Annotated in this window: 25 protein-coding genes, 2 tRNA genes and 1 pseudogene; 8 read left to right on the top strand and 20 right to left on the bottom strand. The window is 60.1% G+C overall.

The genetic code is table 11. The features are described 5' to 3' along the window. Window positions 1-9: 9 nt before the first annotated feature. The 5 genes from AVKW3434_RS22130 to AVKW3434_RS22110 form a co-directional block, all read right to left on the bottom strand. Window positions 10-1,623, bottom strand: a complete 1,614-nt coding sequence (locus AVKW3434_RS22130) for a ParB family protein (RefSeq protein ID WP_284407536.1) — start codon at window positions 1,621-1,623, stop codon at window positions 10-12. Further along, window positions 1,616-1,876 carry a hypothetical protein gene (locus tag AVKW3434_RS22125; RefSeq protein ID WP_284407535.1) on the bottom strand — a complete coding sequence of 87 codons (261 nt, stop codon included), beginning with the start codon at window positions 1,874-1,876 and terminating at the stop codon, window positions 1,616-1,618. The genes AVKW3434_RS22130 and AVKW3434_RS22125 overlap by 8 nt, the downstream gene beginning before the upstream one ends. Next, window positions 1,860-2,735, bottom strand: a complete 876-nt coding sequence (locus AVKW3434_RS22120) for a ParA family protein (RefSeq protein ID WP_284407534.1) — start codon at window positions 2,733-2,735, stop codon at window positions 1,860-1,862. The genes AVKW3434_RS22125 and AVKW3434_RS22120 overlap by 17 nt, the downstream gene beginning before the upstream one ends. Window positions 2,736-2,779: 44 nt before the next feature. After that, a complete protein-coding gene (locus AVKW3434_RS22115) occupies window positions 2,780-2,992 on the bottom strand; it encodes an AlpA family transcriptional regulator (protein WP_284407533.1) in 213 nt (70 codons plus the stop codon). A 157-nt stretch (window positions 2,993-3,149) separates the two neighbouring features. Beyond that, on the bottom strand, window positions 3,150-3,893 hold the full coding sequence (locus AVKW3434_RS22110) for a hypothetical protein (RefSeq protein ID WP_284407532.1): 744 nt from the start codon (window positions 3,891-3,893) through the stop codon (window positions 3,150-3,152). A gap of 665 nt (window positions 3,894-4,558) precedes the next feature. On the opposite strand from AVKW3434_RS22110, the gene AVKW3434_RS22105 reads away from it, so the two are divergent. From AVKW3434_RS22105 to AVKW3434_RS22090, 4 genes are all read left to right on the top strand, one after another. Continuing rightward, window positions 4,559-7,171, top strand: coding sequence for an AAA family ATPase (locus AVKW3434_RS22105; RefSeq protein WP_284407531.1), 2,613 nt, complete (start codon window positions 4,559-4,561; stop codon window positions 7,169-7,171). 295 nt (window positions 7,172-7,466) lie between these two features. Next, a tRNA-Cys gene (locus AVKW3434_RS22100) sits at window positions 7,467-7,540 on the top strand. Window positions 7,541-7,663: 123 nt separating this feature from the next. Beyond that, a tRNA-Gly gene (locus AVKW3434_RS22095) sits at window positions 7,664-7,739 on the top strand. Between the two features lie 224 nt (window positions 7,740-7,963). Beyond that, on the top strand, window positions 7,964-9,805 hold the full coding sequence (locus AVKW3434_RS22090) for a tyrosine-type recombinase/integrase (protein WP_284407530.1): 1,842 nt from the start codon (window positions 7,964-7,966) through the stop codon (window positions 9,803-9,805). On the opposite strand, the gene mobH is transcribed toward AVKW3434_RS22090, so the two are convergent. Then, entirely contained in the window at window positions 9,802-11,685 is a 1,884-nt protein-coding gene (gene mobH, locus AVKW3434_RS22085; protein ID WP_284407529.1) for a MobH family relaxase, read from the bottom strand. The genes AVKW3434_RS22090 and mobH overlap by 4 nt on opposite strands. A 240-nt stretch (window positions 11,686-11,925) precedes the next feature. Here mobH and AVKW3434_RS22080 point away from each other — a divergent pair, with 240 nt between their 5' ends. Genes AVKW3434_RS22080 through AVKW3434_RS22070 form a run of 3 tightly spaced genes read left to right on the top strand, consistent with a single transcriptional unit; the run spans window position 11,926 to window position 12,980 of the window. After that, window positions 11,926-12,174 (top strand): FitA-like ribbon-helix-helix domain-containing protein, encoded by a 249-nt coding sequence (locus tag AVKW3434_RS22080; RefSeq protein ID WP_284407528.1) that lies wholly within the window; start codon window positions 11,926-11,928, stop codon window positions 12,172-12,174. Continuing rightward, window positions 12,171-12,590, top strand: coding sequence for a type II toxin-antitoxin system VapC family toxin (locus AVKW3434_RS22075; RefSeq protein WP_284407527.1), 420 nt, complete (start codon window positions 12,171-12,173; stop codon window positions 12,588-12,590). The genes AVKW3434_RS22080 and AVKW3434_RS22075 overlap by 4 nt, the downstream gene beginning before the upstream one ends. 27 nt (window positions 12,591-12,617) lie before the next feature. Further along, window positions 12,618-12,980, top strand: coding sequence for a DUF3742 family protein (locus AVKW3434_RS22070; protein ID WP_284407526.1), 363 nt, complete (start codon window positions 12,618-12,620; stop codon window positions 12,978-12,980). Window positions 12,981-12,992: 12 nt separating this feature from the next. On the opposite strand, the gene AVKW3434_RS22065 is transcribed toward AVKW3434_RS22070, so the two are convergent. The 11 genes and pseudogenes from AVKW3434_RS22065 to AVKW3434_RS22015 form a co-directional block, all read right to left on the bottom strand. Next, window positions 12,993-14,510 (bottom strand): conjugal transfer protein TraG N-terminal domain-containing protein, encoded by a 1,518-nt coding sequence (locus tag AVKW3434_RS22065; protein ID WP_284407525.1) that lies wholly within the window; start codon window positions 14,508-14,510, stop codon window positions 12,993-12,995. An 18-nt stretch (window positions 14,511-14,528) separates the two neighbouring features. Further along, on the bottom strand, window positions 14,529-14,879 hold the full coding sequence (locus tag AVKW3434_RS22060) for a hypothetical protein (protein ID WP_284407524.1): 351 nt from the start codon (window positions 14,877-14,879) through the stop codon (window positions 14,529-14,531). Beyond that, window positions 14,876-16,297 carry an integrating conjugative element protein gene (locus AVKW3434_RS22055; protein WP_284407523.1) on the bottom strand — a complete coding sequence of 474 codons (1,422 nt, stop codon included), beginning with the start codon at window positions 16,295-16,297 and terminating at the stop codon, window positions 14,876-14,878. The genes AVKW3434_RS22060 and AVKW3434_RS22055 overlap by 4 nt, the downstream gene beginning before the upstream one ends. Continuing rightward, window positions 16,294-17,178: pseudogene (locus AVKW3434_RS22050) on the bottom strand (TIGR03756 family integrating conjugative element protein); the annotation flags it as partial. The pseudogene AVKW3434_RS22050 and the gene AVKW3434_RS22055, both read right to left, overlap by 4 nt. Before the next feature lie 65 nt (window positions 17,179-17,243). After that, window positions 17,244-17,696: a TIGR03757 family integrating conjugative element protein gene (locus AVKW3434_RS22045; RefSeq protein ID WP_284407521.1), complete on the bottom strand. Its 453-nt coding sequence runs from the start codon at window positions 17,694-17,696 to the stop codon at window positions 17,244-17,246. Window positions 17,697-17,740: 44 nt separating this feature from the next. Further along, on the bottom strand, window positions 17,741-18,403 hold the full coding sequence (locus AVKW3434_RS22040; protein WP_284407520.1) for a DsbA family protein: 663 nt from the start codon (window positions 18,401-18,403) through the stop codon (window positions 17,741-17,743). A gap of 190 nt (window positions 18,404-18,593) precedes the next feature. Continuing rightward, window positions 18,594-19,364, bottom strand: a complete 771-nt coding sequence (locus AVKW3434_RS22035; RefSeq protein WP_284407519.1) for an AP2/ERF family transcription factor — start codon at window positions 19,362-19,364, stop codon at window positions 18,594-18,596. A gap of 126 nt (window positions 19,365-19,490) precedes the next feature. Then, window positions 19,491-20,480, bottom strand: a complete 990-nt coding sequence (locus AVKW3434_RS22030; RefSeq protein WP_284407518.1) for a Bug family tripartite tricarboxylate transporter substrate binding protein — start codon at window positions 20,478-20,480, stop codon at window positions 19,491-19,493. 180 nt (window positions 20,481-20,660) lie between these two features. After that, window positions 20,661-21,608 carry an IS5 family transposase gene (locus tag AVKW3434_RS22025; protein ID WP_284407517.1) on the bottom strand — a complete coding sequence of 316 codons (948 nt, stop codon included), beginning with the start codon at window positions 21,606-21,608 and terminating at the stop codon, window positions 20,661-20,663. A gap of 114 nt (window positions 21,609-21,722) precedes the next feature. After that, window positions 21,723-22,151, bottom strand: coding sequence for an NTF2 fold immunity protein (locus AVKW3434_RS22020; protein ID WP_284407516.1), 429 nt, complete (start codon window positions 22,149-22,151; stop codon window positions 21,723-21,725). A 9-nt stretch (window positions 22,152-22,160) separates the two neighbouring features. Beyond that, entirely contained in the window at window positions 22,161-23,750 is a 1,590-nt protein-coding gene (locus AVKW3434_RS22015; RefSeq protein WP_284407515.1) for an RHS repeat-associated core domain-containing protein, read from the bottom strand. A 15-nt stretch (window positions 23,751-23,765) separates the two neighbouring features. On the opposite strand from AVKW3434_RS22015, the gene AVKW3434_RS22010 reads away from it, so the two are divergent. Then, window positions 23,766-24,014: a hypothetical protein gene (locus AVKW3434_RS22010; protein ID WP_284407514.1), complete on the top strand. Its 249-nt coding sequence runs from the start codon at window positions 23,766-23,768 to the stop codon at window positions 24,012-24,014. 192 nt (window positions 24,015-24,206) lie between these two features. Here AVKW3434_RS22010 and AVKW3434_RS22005 read toward each other — a convergent pair whose 3' ends face one another. From AVKW3434_RS22005 to AVKW3434_RS21995, 3 genes are all read right to left on the bottom strand, one after another. Beyond that, on the bottom strand, window positions 24,207-24,530 hold the full coding sequence (locus AVKW3434_RS22005; RefSeq protein ID WP_284407513.1) for a DUF7716 domain-containing protein: 324 nt from the start codon (window positions 24,528-24,530) through the stop codon (window positions 24,207-24,209). 420 nt (window positions 24,531-24,950) lie between these two features. Continuing rightward, the gene (locus AVKW3434_RS22000; protein ID WP_284407512.1) at window positions 24,951-25,523 is read right to left on the bottom strand and encodes a hypothetical protein; all 573 of its coding nucleotides are present in this window, start codon (window positions 25,521-25,523) and stop codon (window positions 24,951-24,953) included. Next, window positions 25,520-26,979 (bottom strand): RHS repeat-associated core domain-containing protein (locus AVKW3434_RS21995; protein ID WP_284407511.1); only part of this gene is annotated, 1,460 nt, incomplete at its 5' end. The genes AVKW3434_RS22000 and AVKW3434_RS21995, both read right to left, overlap by 4 nt.

The following is a 26,979-nucleotide window of genomic DNA, read 5'->3' as shown; positions in this document are numbered from 1 at the left end:
CTCCCTTGCTCAGGTTCCAGAACCCGTGGCGTCGGCTTCCAGGTCGAGCAGGCGCCGGGCCAGCCGCAGCAGTCGGAACAGTTTGACCAGCGCGGTGTCGCTCAATCGCCGGGATGTATCGCCCTGGCCGTGCAGCAACGCCGGTAGGTCGATGATGACTTGCCCGTTGTCCAGGCCGATGTCGGCGGGCTGCTGACCGGCCAGGCAGGCCAGCAGCGTGAGGACGGCACGGCCTCGCGGCGCCGGCGACTGGGTGTGGGTATTGCATGCGAAGCCGATGCCGTCTGGATGGTCATCGATGCATTCGCCCAGGTCCGCCTCGTTCGCGATCTCGCGGGCGAACTGCGCGATGTGGATGCGCAAGCGGTCAGGCGTGTCCAAGCCGGGATCGATGTACCAGACATCGGAGATTGGATAGAGCCCTCCGGCCTGCACCGGGATGGACTGCAAGACGCTCCCCGAGAAATCCGGCGGCAGCGCATCGCCCAACTGATCGGCGAGCATGCGCTGGATGGACTGAAGCCGTTCGGTGGTCGGTGCCGGCGAGACGATGTGCTCCTGAAGCAGATCACCAGCCGCCGCGGGGCTGGCCGTGCCCGCCTGGCTGGCATCCACGTCGCTCTCGCCCGTCGATTTGGTTGCCGCTGGCGCGGCTTCGGCAGGTGGACGCGCGACGGCTCCCGGATCAGGCAAGGCAGGTGGCTTTGAGATCGGCGTCGGGTCGCTGACCAAGGCTCGTTGGCGGCTCTCGGATTCGGTCATGTCCAGAGCGAGCACGTCGTAGTCGATGCCCAGCAGCTCGGCCATCTGCCCGATTAGCTCGTCCTGCACTCGCTGTGCGGAGAACTCGTTGGCCTGAACGTCAAACTGCGACAGCAACTCTTGGAAGAAGTCGTCGAAGTCCTGAGCCAGGGAGCGGCCGTTGGAGTAGTGCTCCCAGGTGCGCTCGCTGGCCTTGCGCATGACCGACAGCCGTTCGACCTGGTGACGCCCCAGTCCGGCATAGAGCACGGTCGGGATCGCGGGCAGCAGGTAGCGCACGGCGTCGGCCATCCTGCTGATGTGCGACTGCTGCACAGGGTATCCGTCGGCGGCCAGGCGGCGGGCCAGTTCGGACTGGCTCAGTGAGAGGCCGCATTCCATCTCGTAGAACTCGCGCGCCTTCTCCACGCCCAGGGCTCGTTCGATGAAGGTGAGGCCGCCGCGCAGTTCGTTCTCCGCGAGATGGCCGGTCAGCGCCACGATCTCGCCGCGCTCGGGCCACGGGCGGAATAGGCACGATATGCGGAAAAAGCGTTCCTCCTTGCTCTCCGACCACAGTTCCCGCAGGATCGCCAGCCGTGTGTTGCCACCGTTGCGGATGATGTAGTGGTCCTCGCCTGGACGCCGGGTGATGGCCGGTGCCGCATCCAGACCGCGCTCGCGGATCGATGCCTTGATTTCTTCATAGGCCGGATTGCGCTTCTTGCGCGGGTCGTGGTCGTAGGGGCGCAACTGGTCCAGAGTCACGACCATGGGAGTATCAGCGATCGGATCGCTCAACGCCGTTGCCGTTGGGCCGCTGCGCTCGAACCCGGCTGCGAGCAGCTTGCCGGCCATGTCCTGCGAGGTCATGTCAGACATGACCGCATCCCCCGAAGCCGCCGGCCTGTGCCATGCGGGCCTCTCGCTCGGCGCGTCGGATCTGCGCACGCGCATTCAGTTCGGCCCGGTAGTCACTCGCGGTCGAGCTGGTGTAGATCGCGGCGCAGCCGGCCTTGGTGAACTTGAGGTGCCCGCCGCGCGTGCGCTTGACGTGCCAGCCTTCGCCGACCGCGAACTCGATCAAGGCGCGCAGCCGCTTGTGCCCGCGGGCCAGTTCATGTCCGTTCGCCATGGGGCCTCCCGGTTTCAAGAGGGTGTGGCGGACGACCGGACACCATTGAAAATCGGTGCCGCCATTGCGGAAATAGTTCGTCTGCGAGGCCGCGCATGGTGTTGAGTGCGGCGGGGGCGACTCTTCCCGGCGGCTGCCGGTATTCAACCCGATGCACCGGCAGTCCCCGCGTAGCTGCACGCGGATACGCCTCGATGGCCGGCACGTCGGTGGCCAGCACGCGGATGCTGGCGTGGTCCTGGAAAAGATCGTGTAGGGCCTGCTGGATCAGCCGTGCATTGGCGGACACAGGGTGGACGCGATTGATGAGAAGATGCAGCGGTGGAGGCTCGATGCCCAGGTGCCGGTACGGCGCAATGTCTTCGAGCAACTGCATGGTGCCGCGCCGCAGCTCGCGCGCCGCGAGGATTTCCGGGGTCACGGGTGACAGCGCGACGTTGGAGGCGAGCACCGCTATCTCCAGCAGCACCGAGCGCGCGCCTTGGGTGTCGATCAGCACCAGGTCATAGAGAGGCGCCAGGATCGGCAAGAGGTGGCGCAACCGCAGGCGCCCATCCGGCGCATGCAGCAGCAAGGTGTTCAGCTCGCCTCGGTGGTCGTTGGAGAGCACCAAGTCCAGGCCCGCGATGGTCGTGCGGGACACGAGCTGCCCGAGGTCGCGCTCGTTGAAGGCCAGCAATTCGTAAATGCCGCCGGGTGCGCGGTGGCCTAGCTCGTAGTACGAGGACAAGGTGGGCTGGACGTCGAGATCGAGTAGAAGCACGCGCAGGCCTGCGTCGGCGGCGAGGCCGCCGAGATTGGCTGCGGTGGTCGTTTTGCCAACGCCACCCTTTGTCGAGATGATGGATACAACCTGCATGGCGCTCTCCGTCTTGGGGATGGGGTAATCCGGGTGAGAGCGGCTCAAGCGCGATTGTTGAGACGTTCGGCGATCCACTGGTCGATCTCGATCGAGTCCCAGCCCACCGCTCGAACGCCCAGGCGTAATGCCTGGGGAAACTGGCGCTTCCTCATCAAGGCGTAGATGTGGGCACGTTTGAAGCCGGATTTCGCTTCGACTTCATCTAGCCGCAGGATGCGGCGCTCGTTGGGCAGCAGTACAGGTGTTTGCGACATGACGGTCACTCCTGAACGCTCAGTGGCGTTTGTTGGCGTGACCTCTATTCAATAGACATGACAGGCGAAGTACATTGCAAATGCAGTTTCCGGAGTTGCAGATACAAGCTTGCCAAACTGGCATACATGCCGCGTCGGTCTTGGTGTGCCGAGTCTACTAGGTGAAGTTTCGGAGCTTTTTGCGCGCAAGAGCGAACTTACCATTCAGTGTCCGCTCCGTGATGCCCATGACGCCGCTGTAATGAGCGATGAGCGCTGACACGACGGCTTCCTGAGTTCTGAAACAGGAGTAGGCAGTTCCCGCGGGCGAATGACCCAGCATCAAGTCAAGCATGCTCCCGACTATATTTAAGTACGTGGACTCGGCCCGTTCGGTGATTGGGTATTGGTTGCAGGCTAGGATTTCTGACGATCGTTTCAGAAGACTGTCATAGCGCTCTTGCAGCACTTTTTGCTGGCGATGGCAATGGTCTAATTCGGCCTTCAATGCCTGCCGCTCGATCAACATCGCTTGACCGGCTTGCAGCGTTATCACGGGATGGGCGATCCGCTCCGAACGACTAAACAGAAATCCTGGGCGGTGCTCCGGATAGTGCGCTTGCATCCAGCGCTTGAGGTCGATATGTGTGATAGTTAGGTGGTCGGAGTCAAGTAACGCCTTGTCATTAAGCGTGATGCCGTCGCGGCCGTATGCAAGATCACCGTTGATGATGCCGTCGTAGATCCTGTCGTTGCACAGCCTCAACTCTTCCCAGCGAGGGCATTCGATTTTGATGGGAAGGTATCGAAGGGATGAAATCGCGGACAAGATGGCTTGCTTGTATCGCAGAAGACCTGCCCATCGAATGGCGGCTTCGATGGGACGATAAAACACCTTCGACCTTGGCGGATCCTTATCCATGCATCCAGCTCCTTTAGGGAGTGCTACATCACTGACTCCTCTGCTGCCGGCGCGACGCCGGCCCGTTGATGATGGCTAGTTGATGTTGCCGTGCCCGCGCTTATTGCTGATCAGCGGGATGAGCACGTCGCATTCGATGGATGGCTGGTGGGCCTTCGGTGAGAAATCGTGCCCTCAGCCAGCGTACAACGCACGGCCACACGCGGTGCGCCTCTGCACATGTCAGCGTCATGGAAGGCATCGGGCTGAGCAAGACCCGTTTGGTATCTTCTGTGCGCCTGCAGGTCTAAGTAGGCCGAGTGGCGGCTGCGGAACAGTTGGGCAGTGCCTGAGGAGCTTGGGTGAGACTACAGAAGAATGCTGATAGACCGAAATCGATACAGCAAAGCCTTCGCGATGGAAGTTGGACACGGCAATTGCGCCTTAGTGAGCAGACGCTCGTTTCAACGCACATGGGGGAAGGAGTGGGATCTAAGGGTGTCGGCACGCAGTGATTTCACCGGACGATCAATCTCTTGAGCCGCCTGCATGCGAAGAATCCTGCCTCGGGCATTAGAGAGTGCGAGAATAGTTCTTCGATCAGGTTCGATATAGCATGCGTGTAGCAATCGAAGCGGGGCGGTCTTCCTTTCGCCTTGGATCTCTCGTGCACATGGAGGGGGCTAATGACAATAATTCAAGAAATTTATAGATGGTCCAAGGGGCTTCCCGCTTGGCAGCAAGATGCCATCGCTCGGTTGTATGCAGAGCGAGGGCTGGGAGATGATGATCTAGACGAACTTCTCTCTCTGGCCAAGGCTGAAGCGGGCATTCCTGACCCCTCAGGGCGGCAACCCAGGGCACTTCAGGATGCGGAGGTAGCGCTGCCGACAGATCCAGCACGCGTGGTGCAACTCCTTCGCGTCAAGGATCTTGTCCATGTGAACGCGTTGGTCCATGGAGGTAGCGTACCGATCGCCCAACATGGGTTGACAGTCATCTATGGTGAAAATGGGGCGGGCAAGTCGGGGTATTCGAGAGTCTTCAAACACGCCTGCCGTGCGCGAGATCGCCGCGAGCCAATTCTTCCCAACGCGAATATTGACCCGCGGGCTGCTGGTAAGGCGCAGGCTGTATTCGAGGTCTTGATCAATGGGAAGGCAGCAGATCTTCCCTGGCTTTATGGGCAAGCTTCACCAGAACCGTTGTCGGACATATCAATTTTCGACACCCATTGTGCTCGTGCCTACATCGACAACCATGGGGACTTCGCCTATGCCCCGTATGGTCTGGATATCCTTGAAGGGTTGGTTGGCGCTTGCAACAAGCTCAAAACACGCGCTGCGCAGGAGAAGGCAGCCAATGCGCCGAGTGATGCGGCCTACGTTGCCCTCACCAAAGAGAACACAGCGGTAGCGGCACTGCTTCTCGGCATCCCTGCGAAAACCAAAGCGGAGCAGGTCGCTCCGCTTTCTGTTCTTACCGATGAAGAAGAGAGCAGACTTGTTCTCCTAGCCAGAACTTTAGCCGAGACCGATCCCAAGCAGAAAGCCAAGACGTTACGCCAGAAGGCGGCGCGCTTCACTGGTCTGAATGATCGCCTCGTGGCTGCAGCCGCTGTCGTTAGTGACGAGAAAATCACTCAGCTTCGGTCGCTTATCCAGAAGTCGAAGGATGCCAAGGCAGCTGCTGAGGTAGCCGCAACTGAGTTCCGGCAGACGCCTGGCCAGTTGACAGGTACCGGGGGAGAGGAGTGGAAGATACTTTTCGAGGCCGCCAGAGAATTTGCGGAGACTTCACACGCCAAGCATGTTTTTCCTGCACTCTCAGATGCATCTCTCTGTCCACTATGTCAAAACGTTCTGGGTCCAGCGGGAGCGCAACGGCTTGTCCGGTTCGACACGTTCATCAAGCACGCCGCAGAAAAGTCAGCGAAGCACGCCCGGGATCTTGCGACAACGGAATACCGAACATTGCAGCAGGCACCTGTGGACGTGATGTTTGTCGATGCACTGTTCGAAGAGCTGAACGAAGTCGATGCGCAACTTGCCTCTGCCGTCAATGTGATGCAAGAAGCGTTGGTCGCGCGCAAGGCCTCCGCGCTCAAAGCAGCTGCCGCTGAAGTTTCATGGGAGAACGTGAGTGCTCTTTCCGATGATCCTCAGAGCCAGATTCTCAAATTAATTGATGGCTTGCAGCAGCAAGCCAAAGCTCTGGACGCTACCACTGACGAGAAGGTTCGCGCCGGCATGGTGGCAGAGAAGCTTGAACTCGATGCCCGCGTACGTTTAGGTAAAGTAAAGGAGGCCGTTCTTGAGGCCATCGACAAGCACGAGATCTGTAGGAAACTTCAGCTGTGCATCGATGGCTTAGATACCCGGGGCATCTCCAGGAAGTCAACCGAGCTCTCTCGGACGATCGCCAGCCAAGATCTTGCGGATGCACTCAATGAAGAATTGAAGCGGCTAAAGGTTCATCATCTACAAGTAATCATGAAGCCCGAGTCACTTGGTGGAAAGACCCAGTTCAAGCTGGTCCTCCAGTTGCCAGGAGGCGGAACCCCAGCGACGATTTTGAGCGAAGGGGAGCAGCGGGCCATTGCAATTGCTTCTTTTCTTGCTGAGATCAAGCTTGGCAAGGGGCGTGGCGGCATCGTGTTCGATGACCCGGTTTCGTCTCTAGACCATCGCCGTCGTTGGGAAGTCGCGGAACGTTTGGCGGAAGAGTGCTTGACTCGGCAGGTGATCGTGTTCACACATGACATCTACTTCCTGTGCATCCTGGAGCAGAAGACGGAGGAGCTTGGTACCACCCTGACTAAAAACTACATCCGGAGGACGGCTCAAGGTTTTGGGGTTCATTCCCAGGATCTTCCTTTCGATGTTCTTGGTACTAAGGATCGACTGGGGCGGCTCAAGCAAATGGCAGTCGAGGTCCGCAAGGCTCAGAAAGACGGCAACGATGACGAACATCGCAGGTTGACTTCCGTGTGCTACGGGAAGCTTCGGCTGGCATGGGAGCGATGCATTGAGGAAGTTCTTCTGAATGGAGCAGTGCAGCGATTCGGCGAGGGTGTCTCGACCCAGAAGCTGAAGTCTGTCGTGGTGACCGATGATGACTATCGGGAGGTCGACGCTGGGATGACCAAGAGCTCCAAGTTCGAACATGACGCTGCGATGGCCGTAGGAAGACTTCCTATCCCGGATCCGGATGAACTGGATCAGGACATAGCGAGGCTTTCCTTGTGGCGCGATGCCGTCAACAAGCGGTTGGGTGAAACGGCCAAATCCAGGGGCTGACGGCCGTAGGCTTGCGTCATCATTGGCCACCTCGGTGCTCAGGTGGCGCAACAGTTTTCCAGTGCGGTCCCTCGCCACCTTGGTAGCAGTCACTGGACGTTGGTAGAAATTTTTGGACTGACTTCGTTGACGATGTGAGAAAACAAGGCTACAATCGTGGCTTCACTGATTCATGCAGTGGAAGGAAAGCGTTGGAAATCAATGACTTAGTGCTCTAGTGCTTGTCTCGTTTCCCGCTCCAATTTCCAAAAAAGGGGAAGCACAGCTTCCCCTTTTTGCCAAGGGAAGCAGGTTTGGCGCGGTAGCAAAGCGGTTATGCACCGGATTGCAAATCCGTGTAGGTCGGTTCGACTCCGGCCCGCGCCTCCAGCACTGATCGCGAAAGCGGTTTTGATGCACGGAACAAGAACATTCGGTTGTTCTGGTTGAGTGGTTAAAAGTGGTGCTATAATTTGAGTCTTGCTAGGTTGGTGTAAATCAATCCAGTGACATGCGGGAATAGCTCAGTTGGTAGAGCGCAACCTTGCCAAGGTTGAGGTCGAGAGTTCGAGACTCTTTTCCCGCTCCAATTTATGATCTACAGACTTCCACTGACGTCTGTAAGTCGTTGAAAACAGGGGCTTTTGCCCCTTTTTTCATTCCAGTGACGTCCATTGAATTCCGCCTGCATCCAGGACTTTTAAGTCCATTTTTAAGTCCATCAATACGGACGCGGCGCAGACCGGATTGTTGCTGGAGGAGCGAGGCCAAAGAGACAAGCATGTAGCCCTGACGCGAAGCTCAGGAGATAGCATGGCACTCTCGGATATGGCCGTCCGCAACGCAAAGCCGAACGGCAAACCCTACACACTCAGCGATATCGACGGGCTTTGCCTCGCAGTCTCTCCGACCGGGGGCAAGGCATGGCACTACCGTTACTACTGGGTCGGCAAGCAAAAACGCATGTCGCTCGGAACCTACCCGGAAGTGGGGCTGCGAGAAGCCCGTGCATTGCGCGACGCAGCCCGTGCCCTGCTGGCCAAGGGGATCAATCCCCGCTCGGATCGAAAGCAAAAGCGGCAGGCCGTGCGCCTGGCAGACGAGAACACCTTCAAGGCTGTCTTTGATAAGTGGGTCATCCATCGTTCTTTGAGCCTCAAGGAAGGCCGTCAAACGACGCTTTCGCAGATCAAACGGGTTTTCGACAACGATGTTCTGCCCACCCTCGGAAAAACGCCCATCTACGAAATCCAGCGGCCTGACCTGTTGGAGGTCGTTGCCAAGATCGAGCGGCGCAGGGCCCTGAGCGTTGCCGAGAAAGTGCGCACATGGCTGCGCCAGTTGTTTCGCTACGCCCTGATCGTCGTGCCTGGGCTGCAACAGAACCCGGCGTTCGATCTGGATGTCGTGGCCATGCCGCAGCCTCCGGTTCGCCATAACCCGTTCCTGCGCATGGCTGAGTTGCCCGCGATGCTGCAGCGTCTGCGCAGATACCACGGCAGACTGCAAACCCAGCTCGGACTGCGATTGCTGATGCTGACCGGGGTGCGGACGGGGGAATTGCGCTTGGCGACCCCGGACCAGTTCCACCTCGATCAGGGCCTGTGGATCATCCCGCCCGAGGTCGTGAAGCAATTGCAGTTGGAGATGCGCAAGGAGGGCAAGCGTCCCGCCGACATTCCCCCCTACATCGTGCCGTTGTCCGTCCAAGCCATGGAGATCGTCCGGCACATGCTGGCGAAGTTCAAGCCCGCGCAAAAGTACCTGTTCTGCCACTACAGCGACCTGAAAAAACGCATCAGCGAAAACACGCTGAATGCCGCACTCAAGCGCATGGGCTACACCGACCAACTGACCGGCCACGGTATCCGGGGAACCATGTCCACGGCCCTGCACGAAATCGGTTACCCAAAGGTTTGGATCGATGCCCAGCTTTCCCACACCGACCCGGATCAGGTGAGTGCCGCCTACAACCATGCGGAATATGTGGAGCAACGTCGGCACATGATGCAGGACTGGGCGGACCGGCTCGATCTGTTCGAACAGCATCAGGTCGAAGCGGGCAGCATGCGCCTGACCCTGCACTTGGAGGGCGTCCCGGAAGTTCTGCATGAACGCTCGCACCACGATGCGCGCGGGGCGATCGCATCAACACCGGTACGGCTGGTGAGCAGTACGCCTCAGACCGCGCCAGCCGTGCCGGACACGGTGCGTCGCTTGTCGGCCATCGCGGGACCGAGGGAGCAGTCCGTGTTGTCCGAGGCCCAGCGCCAGCGCAACGACATGGTGGACATCTTCAATGCGCCGCATGTCCTGTCCGCTGCGGAGTTCGCCAAAATGGCGGGCAAGTCCCGACGCTGGATCAGCTACGAAATCAGCAACAAGAAGATCCTCGCGTTGAGCATGGGCAACCTGGGCCAGCGGGTTCCCGATTGGCATTTCGACCCGCTCAAACACAGGCTCATCCAGGCGGTTCTCAAGCATGCCGGTGATGCCGACCCCTGGGAGATTTACCGGGTGCTTTCACAGCCGCACGACCTGTTGGATGGGCTGGCCCCCGTGGAGGGCGTGACACCGCACAACTTCCATGAAGCCGTCATGGCCGTGTGCTTCACTTTGAAGGAGAAAGCGCCCAACGCGCAATGGTCGGCTTAGGTGACGGACTTTCCCGCCAATTCCTTCCGGGCGCTGCCATCCGGCGCCGCTTCGCTCACGGGATTGGACAGATAGGGGTTGTCGGGCGGCACGTCCTCGAACAACCGCTTCGGCTCCGTCAGCATGTAGCCATGCAAGCGCCGGGACTTGCGTGGCCCCGTGACCTCGCAAGTCCAGATGTTCAGGCCGCTGTCCTGCTTGCGATGGAGCTGCAGTTTCTCGAAGCGTTTTTGCACCCACAGCCAATCGGCCACCTGGTCCTGCTTGGCCAGGACTGCGACGTGCGGGTGCTCCTGCGCATAGCGCTGGAAAACGCCCGGGCTGACCAGGTAAGCGGTCCCAGCGACCGTGTGCACCAGGGCCTTGGCATCATTGATGATGAGCGTGCGTCGCTCGATGTGCCGACGAAGCCAGCCCATGAAGTCCTCGCCCGATGGTGCCTGGTCGGCTGTTCCTGTGCTGCGTGACGGCACGGGGTTGCTGTCCGTGGGCGGGTTCCTTGGGGTCGGTTGCGACAGTGCCTTCGTCGCCTCGGTTGCAGCGGGTTCGACTGCCGGGGGTTCCATCAAGGCCAGGAGCGCATCCACGCCGTCGCTTGGCATTTGCAGCACAGGCGGGACTTTCGTCAGGGATGACGCTGCAGCGATTGATGGCGATGGACCGGAGAAGGCAACGGCGTGCGAGTTTTCCGGCTCTGCGGCGGGCGTTTCCTGGCACGTCGCCGCTTCCTCCAGCACCACCTCCACCGAGCCCGCGAACGGCTCGGGTCGTTCGTGACCCTCCCAGATCAGCGTCGGCGCAAGCCGCAGGAGCGTGAAGGCATGAGACCACCCCGTATCGCTGGTCACCGTCGCTTTCCAGATGGCTTTGCCATCCGCGGTGGGCTGCAGCATGCCGTGGTCCTGGAGGACGTTGAAGACGGCGGTGTTGTTGGCCGGAATGCCATCGATGCCCTGCGACAGCAAGTGCGCGCGCAGCTTGTCCGACACGGTTTTGCTGACCAGCCATAACGCCTCCTGCGTCAGCCACCCGTCCGAAGCCTGGGGCTGGTTCAGCCGGAGTTCCTCCTTGAGCAGGTAACGCAGGCCGTCCAGTAGCTTGCGCTGCAGCGCGTGTTTCGGTGCGGCCATCGCCTTGCCGGGATCGCCGCCAAGCTCTTGGGCGACCGAAGCGCGATCAGCCTGCGTCACGATTTCCCCCAGCACGCCGGCATGCTCGTACTGGCCTGCCAGCACATACAGCAGCGCGGCCCACAGGGTCGGATATCCGCTGAGCCAGTCAAGGATTTCGCGGTCCAGCAGCTGGCGATAGAGCAGGCCCGCCGCGGCGGTGTGCAGTCGGTATTCCCGGTCCTTGCGATACCGGAAGCGGTAGGGTTTGCGCAACGGACCATGCCAGGGATGCCAAGCGCTGCCGTCCGCATGCTCGACGTCCAGATCGACGGCGATCTTGCCGATGTCATGCAACAGGGCCGCGTAGGCGGTGGCGGCCGTCCAGGCTTCGGCCTGTGCTGCCTGGTCCTCGGGTGTCGCACCCGCTGGCATCAGGTGCGATTGCCGCAGCTTGAGCGTGTAGGCGACGATCTCCAAGCCATGATCGAGCATGCCGCCGGGGTACGCGTGGTGATGGCTTTCCGACGCGGGGAACTGCTGGACCAGCTCGGCATAGCGCTCCAAGGGGCCCTGGTACAGCGTGGCGAACTGCTTTCGTGAGAGCGAAGTGCGCTGCCAGATGTGTTCCAGCAGCTTTTGCCGGCGCGGGGTGGCGAGCAGCGACGCGGCGGGCTCGGGGCGGGTCAGCCCATTTCCTTTTGGCGCAGCGTCCTGGTGCGGGGCCTGTGCGGGTGGCGGAGGGCGTTTTCGTTGGAACAGCGCGAACATGCGATCCCTTGAGTTCGGGGCGGGATGGGCCTTTTCCTTTTGCAGGTAGGGCCATTCCCCTTCGGCCCCATTCCCTTGCCTTTTGCCCTCATCCTTTTGGTATATCGCGTCGTCCCGTGCAAATCTTTGAAGAAAGCGGCTTGCGGTCAACCCACGAACTGGTCTCGAACACGTCAGCCGGTTGCGTTCATTTCAATCAACGACTAAATTGCAGTCATTGACTAACGAGGTGATGCAATGATGACAACGATGACCATTCGGAACATCGATGAGCAGCTCAAGGGACGGCTCCGTATCCAGGCCGCCATCCATGGCCGCTCCATGGAGGAAGAAGCCCGGGACATCCTGCGTGCCGCTCTGTCCAAGGAGCCGGAACGCGCGCCTTCTCTGGTGCAAGCCATCAGGGCACGTGTGGAGGCTCTCGGAGGTGTGGAAATAGAATTGCCAGCACGTGAAGCCATCCGCGTGCCGCCAGAGTTCGGCGCATGATCGTTCTCGATACCAACGTCCTGTCGGAGACTCTGCGGGCGGCTCCGGAAGATGTGCCTATGGCCTGGCTCGACCGGCAGCGCCGCTCTGCACTCTTCACGACCACCATATCGCGTGCAGAACTACTCTATGGTGTGCAGGTATTGCCGGATGGGCAACGAAAGACGGCTTTGTTGGAGGCCGTCAAAGGAATTTTCGTCACGGACATGGCTGGTCAGATCCTCGGCTTCGACGACGATGCCGCTGATGCCTATGCGGAAATCTCCGCATCACGCAAAGCGGCAGGAAGGCCTATCAGCCAGTTTGACGCCATGATCGCGGCAATCACAAAATCGCGGGGAGCCAGTTTGGCGACACGCAACGTCAAGGACTTCCTGGACTGTGGCATCCAGGTGATCAATCCGTGGGGAAGCTGACGGTTCGGACGGCGAAGGAGGATGACCATGACCACGCAGTCACACACTTTTGGATGGACCTACCGGCTGGGCAGAGGTGTGTCTCATGCCTGGCGCAGCTATGCCCGCAAAGAGCATGGGGCAGCAATATGGTTGGTTGAACATGGCATTCCAGCCGGTGGCACCAGGGCGGTGGTTTGGATGCTGAGGTTACTGACGGTTGGCGGCATCGCCTACCTATCCTTCTGGCTCGCTTTGCTGCTTGGATGCCTCGTTGCGGTTGCTTGGAGTGCCGGAAGCTCTGACGACGAACAAAAAGCGCCAGAACTGCGCGATGGTATTTTTGGGTTCGGCCTCTATCATCGGGATGGATCACGAATTGATCCTTACGATCCAGACGATGATGGTTAGGCGCTTCCTCGTCTACAAGACCGTTTTCACCAATGTGTCGCCTGTTTTGCTCCCTGCTGCCTGTGCGTCTTTGGCTCCTGTCGCCAGGTACTGTGCCATACCACCGACGCGAACGCCCGCCCAAGTCAAAGCGGTGATCCAAACCCCCGGCAGCACGACGAACATCGTCGCCATCACGAAGTTCAGCAGCATGTCGCCGAACGCATTGTCCAGCCCCATCGCGAGATTGAAGTTCGTCATCGGGCGGTTCCACCCCCAGCCCCAGCCATAGAGCGCATCCAGGATCGTGCTGTCGATCCACCGTGCCAGCTGGAACCAGAAATCCACGAAGTACAGCGCGAAGAACACGCAACTGCTCGTCATCAGCACCTTGAGATCGTAGGTGCCGATCACCAGCACCATCGGGATGCAGATCACCAGCGCCATCTTGAGCAGCGACAGCACCATGGGCAGGGCCTGGCGCAGCACATCCATCGCCGGGAAGAAGCCCGGCGCACCCAGGGCCAGCCCCACGTTGCCCGCCCCGCGCGCCAGATCGTTGAAGAACGTCTTGTCGATCTGCCCGCCATAGTCCGTGTACACCTCCCCCTGGTTCAGCTTCTGCTGGCGCGGTGCCGCAATCGCCCGGATCACCGAATCGTCCAGCTCGCTGCGCGACACGAACCCCGCGTAATTGGCCAGACGCGTGAGCAGGCTCGGGCTCACCTGGGCCAGGAGCCGCGCCCGCAGACCCACCTGGCCATCCGACCACCACTGGCGGCACGTCGGGTAGCCCCCGCCGCTGGCGACTTCGGCCAGGCCCGCATCCCGCTCGGCCTCGTAGGGCCATGCCTCGCGCGGCGTGCGCGACCGATAGCGGTCGTAATACCCCGCCGTGTCCACGAAGAACCGCGAACCGATCCAGGTCACCTCGTTGCCCTGCGCCGCGTCCAGATCGGGCCGCTGCATGAACAACCGCGCCCGCGCCGGCCCGTAGCAATCCTTCGAGAAATCCGCCACCTCCTGGGCCAGCACCGGATCGTCGATGCGCGTGGCATCCACTTCCATCCGCATCTGCCGCAAATCCGTGCCGCAGGGAATCGCCGCCACCGCCGCGCCCGTCACTGCCTTGCTCATCGAATGCAGGAAGAACCACCACACCGGCACCTTCGCCGACTGGTCGTTCAGCGTCGTGAACGACTGGCTCCAACCCGTCTGCGCAGGCGTGGGCACCGTCGTCTGGCACTGGGTGGAGCGCGATGCGTCGAAGCGGATCGTGGACAGATCCACATCGATGAACGGGATGCCCCCGAACAGCACCACCACGATCGCCACGAACACCCGGTTCTCGATCCGCAGGGCGCTCAACACCCCCTTGTTGCCCTCGTCGGCTCCTTCGGAGCGTGCCTTGAGCCACTCCTGGATCACGATGGTCAGGAACGGGATCGCGAACACGCCGCTGGCGACCAGCACGTTCCAGATCCCGTTGTGGACCAGCCAGCCCACCAGGGTCAGGTAATACTCCAGATAGTCCGTCGTGTAGAGCGTCATCGGCCGATCCCTCCGGTGTCAGCGTGCCTGCAGCAGCAGGCTGCATTCCAGTGCCACCAGCGCCATGGCCGCGGCGATTTCGGCACGCAGGAACCGCTGGTGCGCGTTGCCGTCCGGCTCGCGGGCGCACAGACGCCTGCGCATCCACACCCATCCCCAGCCGGACACCGCATACAGCGCCAGCCGCCATGCGAAAAACCACACCGCCTGCTCCTGGAGCCAGCGGTCCCATTGGCTGATGCTGCCGAGCATCCGGATGCCCACCAGATTGGCGACGACGGCGACCGCGATCACTGCCGCCGCCCACAGCAGCGCCACTGCGGCCCGCCGACCCGGCAGCCAGCGCAGTCGCAGCCACGCGGGCATCATGGCGTGGCCCCACGCGGGGGTGGCTGTTGCAGTTGATCGAGCCGGTTGCGCGTCGGGTCGCCCTGATAGATGCCGCGCGATCCCGCTGCACGCGTGCCGTGGCGCTGGATGATGGCCATGGGCGCGTTGTTGGCGAGCTCGCGGCGCAACTCCAGTTCCGTCTTGAGATTGCGGATCTCGCGGTCCAAAAGGTCGCTGTCCTGGCCTACCGCCTGCTGGGCCAGTTCGTTGGCGGCCACGTTGGGCTCCATCCGCCCGGTCAGCAACGTGCGCTGGAGCAGCAACGCCTTCTCCAGCACGCTCGCCAAGGCCACTTCGGAGGCCAGTCGCCGGGCCAGAACGTCCTGGTCCGGTTCGTCGCGCAGCGCCTCGATCACCCCCCGCGTCACGGGCAGCGAGCCGCTGCTCGCGGCTTGCAGGTTCTCGAAGCTCGTCGGCTGGCGACCGGCAATCAATTCCTGCAGCACCTGCAGCTTGGTGTCGTATTCCTCCTGAATGAGGGGCGTCAGGCCGACGCCGGGCACGGTCTGGGTCTTGGTGCAGCTGTCGCAAGTGCGCTGTTCCTGCTCGCCCAGCACCCGGGTGGCCCATTCGACCGCCGCTTGCGGAGACGACCAGGTCTCGCAGGCCAGCCGGTTGCCACACCCGGCGGCATCGATGGGCGAGGTGTCCTCGACCCCGCGCCCGTTCATCAGGTTGTAGCCCGCGCGCGTCACGTCCGCGACCACCCGGATGGGTGCCTGGCCGGCACCGCCGGCATTGCGCCCGCCCACCCAGGGCACGCCGTCCTTGCCCCGATGGCGTTCCGCCTCGTCGATGGCCGAAACCGCATCGGTGCTGGCCACGGCCTTCTTGAGGGCCATGCCTTCGGCCAGCTGGCCCCAGCCCAACTGGCCGCCCGCCATGTCCGCCATCCGGTTCGCGATCCCGCGGCACGTCGCCTTCGAGCGGTCGAAATCCAGCCGCGCCTGCAGCACCCCGTTGGTCAGGAGGTTGTACAGGCCCGGATCGGCACGCTGGATGATCAGCGCCGGCAGCGACGCCACCGCGCTGCTGGCGTTCTGGATCACCGACGACATGATGGTCTGGAACCCGTTGGTGACCCCATTGAGCTGGTTCTGGATCGTGGTCGCGATGTTCATGTCGCCGCAAATGAGATTGCTGTTCCAGCCGACCCCGACCCCGATCGAGCGCATCTGGGCGGCACTGGTCATGGACACTGCGCGCCCCCCGCCGATGCTGTAGAGCACATCGTCCCCGATCACGCTGCCCTGGCGCTGCAAGCCGTAATCGCTGACCTTGTCGCCAGCCTTCTCGCCGGTCTTATCGGCGCTCTGGGCCACCGCGCCGACATGCAGAGATGCCACCGCCATCGCCGTGAACAGGGCGAACGTGCGCGTCGAATAAGAAACCGTCATGGCCGCAAGCCTCCACCGTTGAAATCCACGCTGCCCAGGAACACCTGGCCCCGCCGCTGGCAGCAGCTGTAGGGGCGCCACAGCGCCCAGGCGTAGTCGCCACGCGGGGCCTGCACCCGGGTATTCGAGTGAGGGAACACCGCACAGGTGGGCGACAGGACAGGGGTCAGTTCCTGCCACTTGCCCGTGGAGGCATTCCCTTCGATGAGCTCACCGGCAGGCCAGTAGCCGGCGCGCGGCGTGGAGAGCATCGGCTGATAGACATGCGGCTGTCCGCGCCGCGTGACGACATCGCCGGCCCGCTGGGCCACCACGGCTCCGCTCTTGTGGTCGTCCGTCTGGTGCAGGAAGCCGCCCCGCGGATAGACCGCACCCCATAGATTGAGGGTGGTGCGAGCGCCGATCTCCCGCATGCCGGGGATCAGTGCTTCGGGATAGACCGCTTCGGGCACGTTGTAGCGCCAGGCCACGGTATCGAGCGTGCTGATCAGATAGGGCATGAAGGCCGTGCCCGCGCCCTCGCAGCTATACCCGGAGGCGCTGGCAAAGCGGCCGAACAGCGATCCGCCCGGATGGCCGATCACATCGGCGTTCTTGAATCTGGAGAGATTGTTCTCGTTGCTCTGGTTGGTCGTGCCGTCGCCGCCCGCGACTGCGGTGGGATTGGGCATGCCCATCGCACGCACCTCGACCCACGGGTTCTCGCCCGTGTTGGCATAGCTCGACACGACGGCATCCGGCACGTAGTGACGGACCTTCACCGAGGTGCGTACCGAGCAGCCCGACTTCGAGCAGCGCAGCCAGTAGCAGATGCCCACCACCCGGTACTCCAGGCAATCCGGCGACAGTGCGGACGCGGCGATGGTGGCGGTGTCGAGCGCCAAGGCGGTCGAAGCCATGCCCATGAGGGCGGCAACGATCCCGACGCGCCATGCAGGTCGGTGTTTCATGGGGGGGCCTTTCGGTAGGCCGCGATACGGGCGGACGCCTTCGCCACATCGGGCTCGCCATAGACGACGTAGCGCCGGTCCACGACCACGGCGGGCAGGGTGGTGATCCCCAGGCTCCAGGCATCGGCCACGCCCTGGTAGGCCGCTGCCAGTTCCCGCTGCAACGCCTCGCCACCTCGGTCCAGGCGTTCTCGCGCAATGGCCTGCGCGTGTGCTGGATCGGCCGGCAGTTGGGCGCCGATGCGGGATTCGATCTGGCTGGCCGCATCGAGGTGGACAACGGCCACCTCCGGGGAAACGCCGATCAGAGGGATCGCCTGCAGCGTGAAGACCTTGACCTCCGCGGCCTGGGCGAAGGTCGATGCCAAGGCACCGGCCAGAGCGATGGCCGCCGTGAGCAACGGACCTCCCCGCAGGCTTGAACTTGGCCGAACAAAAACACTGGGCATGGTGAACTCCCGCACAACGGACGCCTCGGATGGCACCGTGCAGTTCACTCCGAATCGGCGGCGGGGTCAGCCAACAATCGGGAGCCCGAGGCAACCGGATTGCCGCTGCCCATCAAATCCAGGGCCGACAGCAGCGCGTCGCCCTCGACCTGTCCCTGCAGCAGCAAAGTCTGCCCGCTAAGGGTGTCGGTCACCCGTACGGTCGGGGTGGCGACCACGCCCTCGCGCGCCCCTGCAGCCGCTTGCGCCTGAACGGCGGCGCGGCCCCGGCCGCTGTCCAGGCATTCCTGAACGTCAGGCGTGGTGCCTGGATAGCGCAGGCCGTCCTCCAGACCCTGGCCGCCGCCACGGGTGTTGCGGTAGATCCACGCCACGGCGTCCCAATAGCCGCTGTGGCCGTGGGCCTGTCCCACGCATTCCGCCAGCGCGGCCAGGTTCGATGCCGCCGGTTCGTGTGTCGGCAAGGGAAGGTGGTGCCATTGCAGGCGGGTGTCGGGATGCCGGTCGATCCAGTCCTTCAGTGCCGGATAGTAGGTCTTGCAAAACGGGCACTCGAGGTCCGCATAGAGGGTGAGCGCGAACCGCGCCTGCATGGGCCCATGCACCCAGGGGCCGCCGCTGGCCTCCAGCGGGGCGGCACTGTTCGCGTCTTCTGCAACCCGGCGCTCGTCTGAGCCGCCACGGTGAAGCCCGATGTAGAGCGTCAAGGAAGCCAGCAGCGTTCCGGCCACAAGGGCGAGGGCGGGGCGCCGATAGCGAGCAAGGCGGGGGTGCGGCATGGTGCGTTCCGATCTTCCCGGCGCTGAGATCGCGCCCGAAAACCCAGTCAAACACACGGTCCCCCCACCATGTACCAACAAAGCGAACTGGCGGGTCTCCCGATTGGCGGGCCTTGCGCTATCGGGTCCGGTTCTGTGGCGGGGGCGGGTTCAGCACCCATTGCCGACGTTGCTCCAGCGCAAGCCGCATGGCCTCCTCCTCGCCATGGCGTCCCACGGAAAAGCACTTGCGCCGGACCTTGCCGTCGGACGTCGAATACTCCGCAATCCAGTATTCGCCGGTCCACACCCCGCCGCGGCGCATCGTCCGGGTCCACCGATAGCGGTACACACGACGCTCTGGGGAATGTGGTGTTGGCAACCGCTCGCTGCGGTCCTTGCGAAGGCGGGGAATGGCCGAACGATCCATGTCGGGGAGTTCATGGCCTCGGCGGGGTTCACCGTCAGGATGGCGAACCATCCACCCATCCAAGGTTTGGAGCATCTGGTGCCTGGCCTCGATCGCCAGTTCCTTGGCACGCTCCTCGCCGAACTTCTTCACTGCAAAGGATCGGCGCTGTGATTTACCGTTGGCCAGATACACCGTGGCCGACCAGCGAACCCCTCCCGGCTCAACCTTCCGAGACACGCCTGGCACCCCGGAGGTGTTGTTCTTGCGGACGATGGCGCTGAACTCCCGCCAGCTCAAGGGGCGGACGGTTCGCAGCAATTCATCGCGGTAGACAAGTGCTGCGGCCCTGGCGTCTTCTACGCCGCCGTGATCTGTGACCGCGAACTCGCGTTGATAGCGCTGGCCCTGCCGCACCAGCATGACAGACCAGCGCACCAGGACCCCTTTATAAAACCGTGGCGTGAGGGCGTAAATCTTTGGGTAAACAGCTTGCGTCATGGATAAAAAATTGCAGGAGCTACACGCGCTGCTCCCCATGCGTTTCCTGGAACGGGCGCTCTGTTCATAACGCTGAGCGGGACAGGATCGTGACGTGACCCATGCCCACCGCATGAACGCGGCACCTCACTCGCTGGCGATCCGCAGCGACTGGATGGTGCGTGACCAGAGGTCGTGATCGGCCTGCAGCACGTCGCGCACTTGCAGCGGCGACAGGGAGGCATGCACCATGCCCAGTCCCTTGAGCCGCTCGGCCACTTCTGGCAGCGCGATGACGCGATGGATCTCCTGGTTGAGCAGGGCGCGGCGGCTGGCCTCCAGCCCGCGCGGTGCGAACGCGCCGTACCAGTTGGTCACCTCGAACCCCTTGAGCGTTTCCGAAACGCTGGGAAGGTCCGGCAGCAGCTCCGAACGGGTCTTCTCGGTCACGGCGACGAGTCGCACCTTGCCCGCCTGGGCGTGGGGCAGCAGCAGCGAGGCCCCGCCGGCATACAGCTGGCATTCGTCCTGAACCAATGCCGCCACGGCAGGGCCACCGCCTTTGTAGGGCACATGAACGATGTCCAGACCGGCGGTCTTGGCCAGCAGCGCGACCGTGAGGTGGTTGTGGGTGCCAATGCCCCCGGTCGAATAGTTGACCTTGCCCGGATTGGCGCGGATGTAGGCCAGCAGTTCCGGGAAGGTGCGCACCGGCACGCTGGCCGAGACGGCCACCGCATTGATCGCATACGCCAGCAAGGCCACCGTGTCGAAATCGTTCATGGGATCGAACGACAGGTTCTTGTAGATGCTGCCGTTCATCGCATGCGTGGACATGGCACCGATTTCGAGGGTGTAGCCATCGGCGGGTGAGCGGGCGACCAGGGCCGCTCCCACATTACCGCCAGCGCCGGGCACATTCTCGACGACCAGCGCCTGTCCGCTGGCGGGAAACATGTGTTTGGAAAGCAGGCGCGCCAGAATGTCAGTGGAGCCACCGGCCGGGAACGGGGAAATCAAACGAACCGGCTTGTTTGGGAATTCTTCCTTCGCGGTGGCTGCGAAGGGTAATCTGGTATTTGCAAGACAAAGCGCCAGCGCAACGCGGCGCGAAATGGCATGGGGCCTTTGATTCATTCTCTCCATATTACCTCCCTAATTTTATTGAGAAAATCCCAATGAAATTTTAAGGGGGTGAGTTTTTGAAGGGTGTCAAAGATTCCGAAAAATCGTTGCAATTTGTGAGAAGTTTCTCATTGGAATGGCTTTGTTGCATAAACCAGAAACAGGCCGAGATAACCCCTACCCCAGACGCAGCTACGCCACAGCAGCCGCAGGTACCGTTGTAGGGCGTCCCAACTGCGTGAAGCGATTGAGCAGTGCCACACGCACATGCAATTCAGTCACCTGGCGCTCGAACGTGCGTGCCATCACCCGTTCGCCCAGGCGTTTGAAGCAGTGCATCTTGGTCTCCGCTAGGCTTCTTCGGTGGTAGCCGCTCCATTTCTTCCAGATACCGCGCCCCAGCTTTTGGCAGGCCCGCAGCGCTTCATTGCGCACAGACGCTCCCTCCCAAGTCTCTTTCCATGGCTTTGCGTTCTTGCGCGGGGGAATCACCGCCTGCGCCCCCCTTTGGGCTATTGCCGCATGGCACCCCTTGGTGTCGTACGCGCCATCCCCTCCAACGCTGGCGACCGCCTCATCGGGCGGTATCTGGGCCAACAATTCAGGCAGCATGGGTGCGTCGCCCACGCTGTTGTCCGTCACCTCTATGGCCCGAATCTCCAGCGTGTGGGCATCGATACCCAAGTGCACCTTGCGCCACTGCCTGCGGTATTCAGCCCCATGCTTCTTTCTTTTCCATTCCCCTTCCCCCAGAAACTTTATGCCCGTGCTATCCACCAGCAAATCCAGCGCTGTGCTGCTGCGCCGATAAGGCAGCCGCACCTGCAGCGTCTTTTGGCGACGGCTGATGGTGCTGAAGTCGGGAACCCGCCAATCGAGCTCGGCCAGTTGCAGCAAGCTTTGCACCAATCCCAGACCCTGGCGCCGTGCCAGACCGAACAAGCATTTGATGCTCAGGCAAAACTCTATGGCCGCATCCGTGAACGTCTGCTGGCGACCCCGCTTGCCACTGCCGCAGGCGTACCACTGCATGTCTTTGTCCAGCCAGATCGTCAGCGTCCCTCGGGCCTTGAGCGCCGCGTTGTACGTAGCCCAGTTGGTGGTCTTGTAGCGCGTCTTTGGCCCTTGGCTTTCATTCATGCCCCAACGCTACCAGCGTCATGGAGCCTGTTTGTGCAACAAAGCCTCTCTTGTAACTAGCGCTGCTTTTTCTTGGTTGTTGGAGAGAAAAATTGCTTTAAGCATTGGGTCTTTTTAAAGGCCGTTATTTTTTCGCCAATTTTTTTTGTCCCTGCTTGAGTGAAGCGAATTAATTTTCCACGCTCCATTTTCCATGATGAGTGTGTACTTGAGGGATGCGCCAAGTAGTGCTCCGTTATTGGAATCGCAAATAATCTTCGCCTCATTTTTTTCCTCTTCTACTGATGTAATGGATTGATCATATATCGGCGGATTTCCGACTGCCATTGTGATCTCGGTAGATTGTCCTAATGTTTGCTTCGCATTGCTTGTCAAAAATTTATTTATTATTGTTTTCAGCTCATTTCTGGCTTCTTGGTCGGCTGTCTTTTTGAATTCGAAATCGCCACCTTTGTAGCTGCTATCTCGCGTTTTTGAATAGCGGCGTTTTTCCCAGTTAAGCATTTCTTTTAGATAATTTTCAATTGTTTCTTTGGGATTCATGGTTTCCTCTTAAGGGCAGCAACAAGGATTAGCAAAACTTCGGGTAATTGTTTTCCCATTTATTCTTGCTTGATAAAGAATGCTGTCTGGACGGGTGGAGCCTGAATACTGTGGCACGACACGGACAATGACGTTATCTCCAGCTTTAACTGCATTGGCGATACCATTTTCAAAATCTCTGAATTGGCCGTGATTAATACTTGGGGCTTGTGGGAAGACTTCATTAACTCCGCCTGCACCCCCAAGTTGGTTTCCAATGGGGTGGCCTGCATCATCGTGGGGGCAGCCAAACCCTCTGGCTCTAGCTCGTGACGATGCATTGGTTGCTGATCCCGTTCCTAAATCCTCTGGTCTTATTTTGGCACTGGCACTTTTTAACGTGCCATCTGGATTGTGTTTGTATTTAGCTAGGGCATCTTTGCCGAAGAGCCCAAAAGGATCAAGCCAACTGATTGGATTAGGTGCGTAAATTGAAAGATGGCTTCCGCCTTGCAAACCAATCGGATCTTGGCTAGCAAACCTGCCCACAGCCGGATCGTAATACCGGAAGCGGTTGTAGTGCAGCCCGGTTTCCTCATCGAACTGCTGCCCCTGGAATCGGAAGGGTTGTTCGATCGGCGGCGGCGCGGATGACCGGGCGCTGGCACCGTCGCTCCAACCCACCCCCGGTCCATTCCCCAAGCGGCGGCGGGTGGGGCCGTCGTCGGTCCCCGTCCTCGCCACGGGCCGCAACGTGGCTTCCCCCCACACCTTGTAATCCGCCGCCCAGGCGATGTGCCCGTGGGCATCGGTCAACTCCAGCGGCGCGCCGATCTGGTCGCACTGATACCAGTAGGTCTGGCGGTCGTCCTGCGTCCCTTGCACCGTTGCCAGCGGCACGAAGCTGTCGGGCTCGTACACGAACAGCGCCCCGTTGCCGCCACGTTCCTTGAGCACCATCAGATCGCCATCCCACAGGAAGTGCGTGGTGCCGAAGGAGTCCGCCTTGGACACCCGCCGCCCCAGCGCGTCATAGGCATACCGCGTGGTCTGAGTCACCCCATGGCGCGTGGTGCTGGCCTCGACCAGTTGGTGATCGGCATTCCAGCGCAACTGGACCACCTCATGGTGCCCCGCCTTCTGGTTGTCCCGCGTGCGCTCGGTCACATTGCCATGCACGTCGTACTCGAAGTACAGGTCCTGGTAGAAGCGCAGGCGGTTGTCCCCCACCACACCCAGGCCCCCTCGGCCATCGGCGGCATGGTGCCGCCCCACCTGCGCCTCATTGCCATCCAGCAGGTTGCCCGCCGGATCGAAGGCGAATAACTCGCGAGGCTGGTGGCTGCCGGCACCCGGCAGGGCGGCCAGGATGCGGCCCGTGGGGTCGTAGCGGAAGTCCTGGCGCCCGCGCAGCGTGTCGCCGCGCGCCACCAGTTGGCCTGTCAGGTCGTAGGCATAGACCCGCTCCAGCACTGTCCCCGCCCGGCTGTTTTGCACGTTGCCGCTGGGGCGGTAACCGGCGCGGTGGTGCACCAGCCGTCCCGCAGGGTCGTACTCGTATTGGCTGGAGACCGCCCCCTGGCTGCGTTCCACTTCGCGGTGCAGCGAGTCGCGCTCCATGTCGGCGATGACCTGGTGCGCGCCTTCCTGTCCGGGCAGCGCGATGTTGATCTGGTGCAGATGGCCGGAGCCATAGAACAGCCAGTTCAGCGTGCGCCCATCGGGCAGCAGCTGGCCACCTGCGTGATCACGCTTTCGCCGCCGCTGGAGATGTGCGTGCCCATTGAAAAGGAAGGAAAGGGGGAAAACGGCAGGAAGGCGGTTGAGGGTGTTTTAAGCCATCAGCGCAATCAGGGCCTGCTTGGAGTGCTATCGATTGAGTAGCGGAAGCAAATTAACGGAATCACACACATCAAAGAAAAGAGTGAAAAGTGCCTGATGCCTTAGTTCTGATTGCCTTGGTTGCTATTGAATGAATAGCAAACGGAGAGTGTGCCGACCAGTGCAAATCAATCTGCCAATGGCTGCGATGGGTTTGCTTTGGTGCGGTCATTGCATTGAAAATAAAAGATATGATTATTTCATGCATTCTATGAATGCATCATTTTCGTGGAAGAAAATTAATGCGTTTATGTAATCCTTGGTGCTGGGCTTTTCTAGTTGCTCATTCAAATTCTCTATTACGTCTTCGATGTCCTCTTTGGTAAGGTAGGGGTAAAAGCCCTCTGTTGAGTATCCATGCCTTACAGCTTTTTCCTCATCTGGTGAGAGATTTAAATCGGCTATGTAAAAGAAAACCTCCGAATTTTCTTTTAATTCTTTATTTTTTTTGCAATAAAGCCAGCCGTTTTGATTTTCTATTGATGCAAGAGCATCTTTTAGTTCGATAAGATTTTTCATGACTATTTGCAGCTAAGCTTTTTAAAGCCGCCTTGTTGGTTTGGGTGAAGTGTTTCTTGAACTGGGCCTGGGGACCGATGTTGGCCCCGAGGAATTAATCAATTTGTGTCGGATCTTGCGCGCTATGGTGCCATGTTAGTCCCGGAGGGCTGGTCGTTGCAATTCCGCCTTTAGGGCCAGGTTTCACGATGCCCTAGTGCTGATTGGTCTGGTTGCTTCGTAATTGATAGCAATTGCTTCTGAGCCGCAAGTGGGAAAACACGGCGAATTCTTTTGCCGATTGAATTGGCGCGATCCGGAGTTTGGCTGCGGCCGTGTTGGGACGGACGTCTTTTGGGAACTTATCAAGATATCCTGATTTCCCGTACTTTACGCTGTAACTTTATTTCTTTTCGCGCTTGGCCATTTGCGAATGAAATTTTAAGAATTGGCATCGCTATTTTTTTCGTATTTAACCTCAAAAAATAGTATGTTAATTTTTTTACGGTCACACATTTTTTTTAGTTCTTCGGAAGCGATCAGCATCGTTTTTTGTATCGTATCTCGCGCTAGAAAAAAATCATCCTGAATTTTGTTAAAAATTACGGGAGAGAGTAAGTTCTCTTTCTCCTTTAGATCGGTCTCGTCGTGATTTATAAGTGAGAGAAATCTTCTAGTTCTCGCAATGTAATACTGATGATTTTTCTTTGTTCTTGAAATGATGGTGCATGGAATAAAATCCACATCTGCCGACATTTCTAAAGCACATTGCGTAACAAAATTCTGAGAAAATAAAGGAATGGATGTAAATGCTGGAATGTAATCCATTTCTTCGATGTTGGAGTCACTGTAGCTTTCTTGTGCCGCCCCAGTTATCTTCCAGCGAGAGTCTATTTTTTTTTCGTTTACATTTTCCCATATTATTTCCTCCAGTTTTTTTTGAACGCCTTCAGTAAAAATAACGTGGCGTTTCGTGGTCCGCGTATTAGGGGCTATTCTGTACAAACTTTTCATGGCAAATTACCTTGACCAAGAGTGGCGCGAAGATTTTTTTGCAAATCTAACAACTCTTTTTGAATTCTGTATTTATCCCATTTTTCTTTTTTTGCTACTTCAGTCATTTTGTTGAGTTTGTCTTCAATTGTTTGGTTGTATTGATTATGAGGGCAGCCTCCCAGCTTGAATCTCGAATGAGTGGCCTTTCCAGAGCCATCGTCGTCCCTTGGTAGGTATATCATGTTGTGCGCTGAGTTGATATCCATTCCAGACATCGAGAATATTGAATGATCTTTTAATTCGTGCGGGATTAGATGGTGGCGTTCTTGTCCCGTTCTTCGCTTCATCCATGTTGGATATGAACTCTTGGGGCAACGCTGAAGTCCAAAAATATCAATCCACCCAAGCGGATTTGACGCATATGCGAATGCATTTGACCCACCCATTAATCCAATCGGATCTTGGCTAGCAAACCTTCCCACAGCCGGATCGTAATACCTGAACCGGTTGTAATGCAGCCCGGTTTCCTCATCGAACTGCTGGCCCTGGAATCGGAAGGGTTGCTCGATCGGCGGCGGGGCGGATGAACGGGCGCTGGCACCCTCGCTCCAACCGGCATCCGGCCCATGTCCGATACGGCGACGGGCAGGGCCGTCATCGGTCCCCGTTCTCGCCACGGGCCGCAGCGTGGCTTCCCCCCAGACCTTGTAATCCGCCGCCCAGGCGATGCGCCCCTGGGCATCCGTCAACTCCAGCGGCGCCCCGATCTGATCGCACTGGTACCAGTAGGTCTGCCGGTTTTCTTCGGTGCCTTGGATGCTGGCCAGCGGCACGAAGCTGGATGGCTCGTACACGAACAGTGCCTCTTTGCCTCCCCGCTGGCTGAGCACCATCAGATCGCCATCCCACAGGAAGTGCGTGGCACCGAAGGAGTCCGCCTTGGACACCCGCCGCCCCAGCGCGTCATAGGCATATCGCGTGGTCTGCGTCACCCCATGGCGCGTGGTGCTGGCCTCCACCAGTTGGTGATCGGCATTCCAGCGCAGTGCCGTCACGCTCGCGTTGCCGCCCTGTCGGTTGCCGCGCGTCCGCTTGGTCACATTGCCATGCACGTCGTACTCGAAGTGCAGGTCCTGGTAGAAGCGCAGCCGGTTATCACGCACGACGCCCAGGCCGGCCCTGGCTTCGCTGCTGTTGTGCCGCCCGACCTGCGCCTCATTGCCATCCAGCAGGTTGCCCGCCGGATCGAAGGCGAACAGTTCCCGCGGCTGATGGCTGCCGGCACCCGGCAGGGCGGCCAGGATGCGGCCCGTGGGGTCGTAGCGGAAGTCCTGGCGCCCGCGCAGCGTGTCGCCCCGCGCCACCAGTTGGCCCGAGAGGTCGTAGGCATAGACCCGCTCCAGTACCGTTCCCGCCCGGCTGTTTTGCACGTTGCCGCTGGGACGGTAACCGGCGCGGTGGTGCACCAGCCGTC

The organism is Acidovorax sp. SUPP3434 (genome assembly GCF_030159015.1).
In the GTDB taxonomy this organism is placed as follows: domain Bacteria; phylum Pseudomonadota; class Gammaproteobacteria; order Burkholderiales; family Burkholderiaceae_C; genus Paracidovorax.
This window is presented reverse-complemented; position numbering and strand designations above follow the sequence as displayed.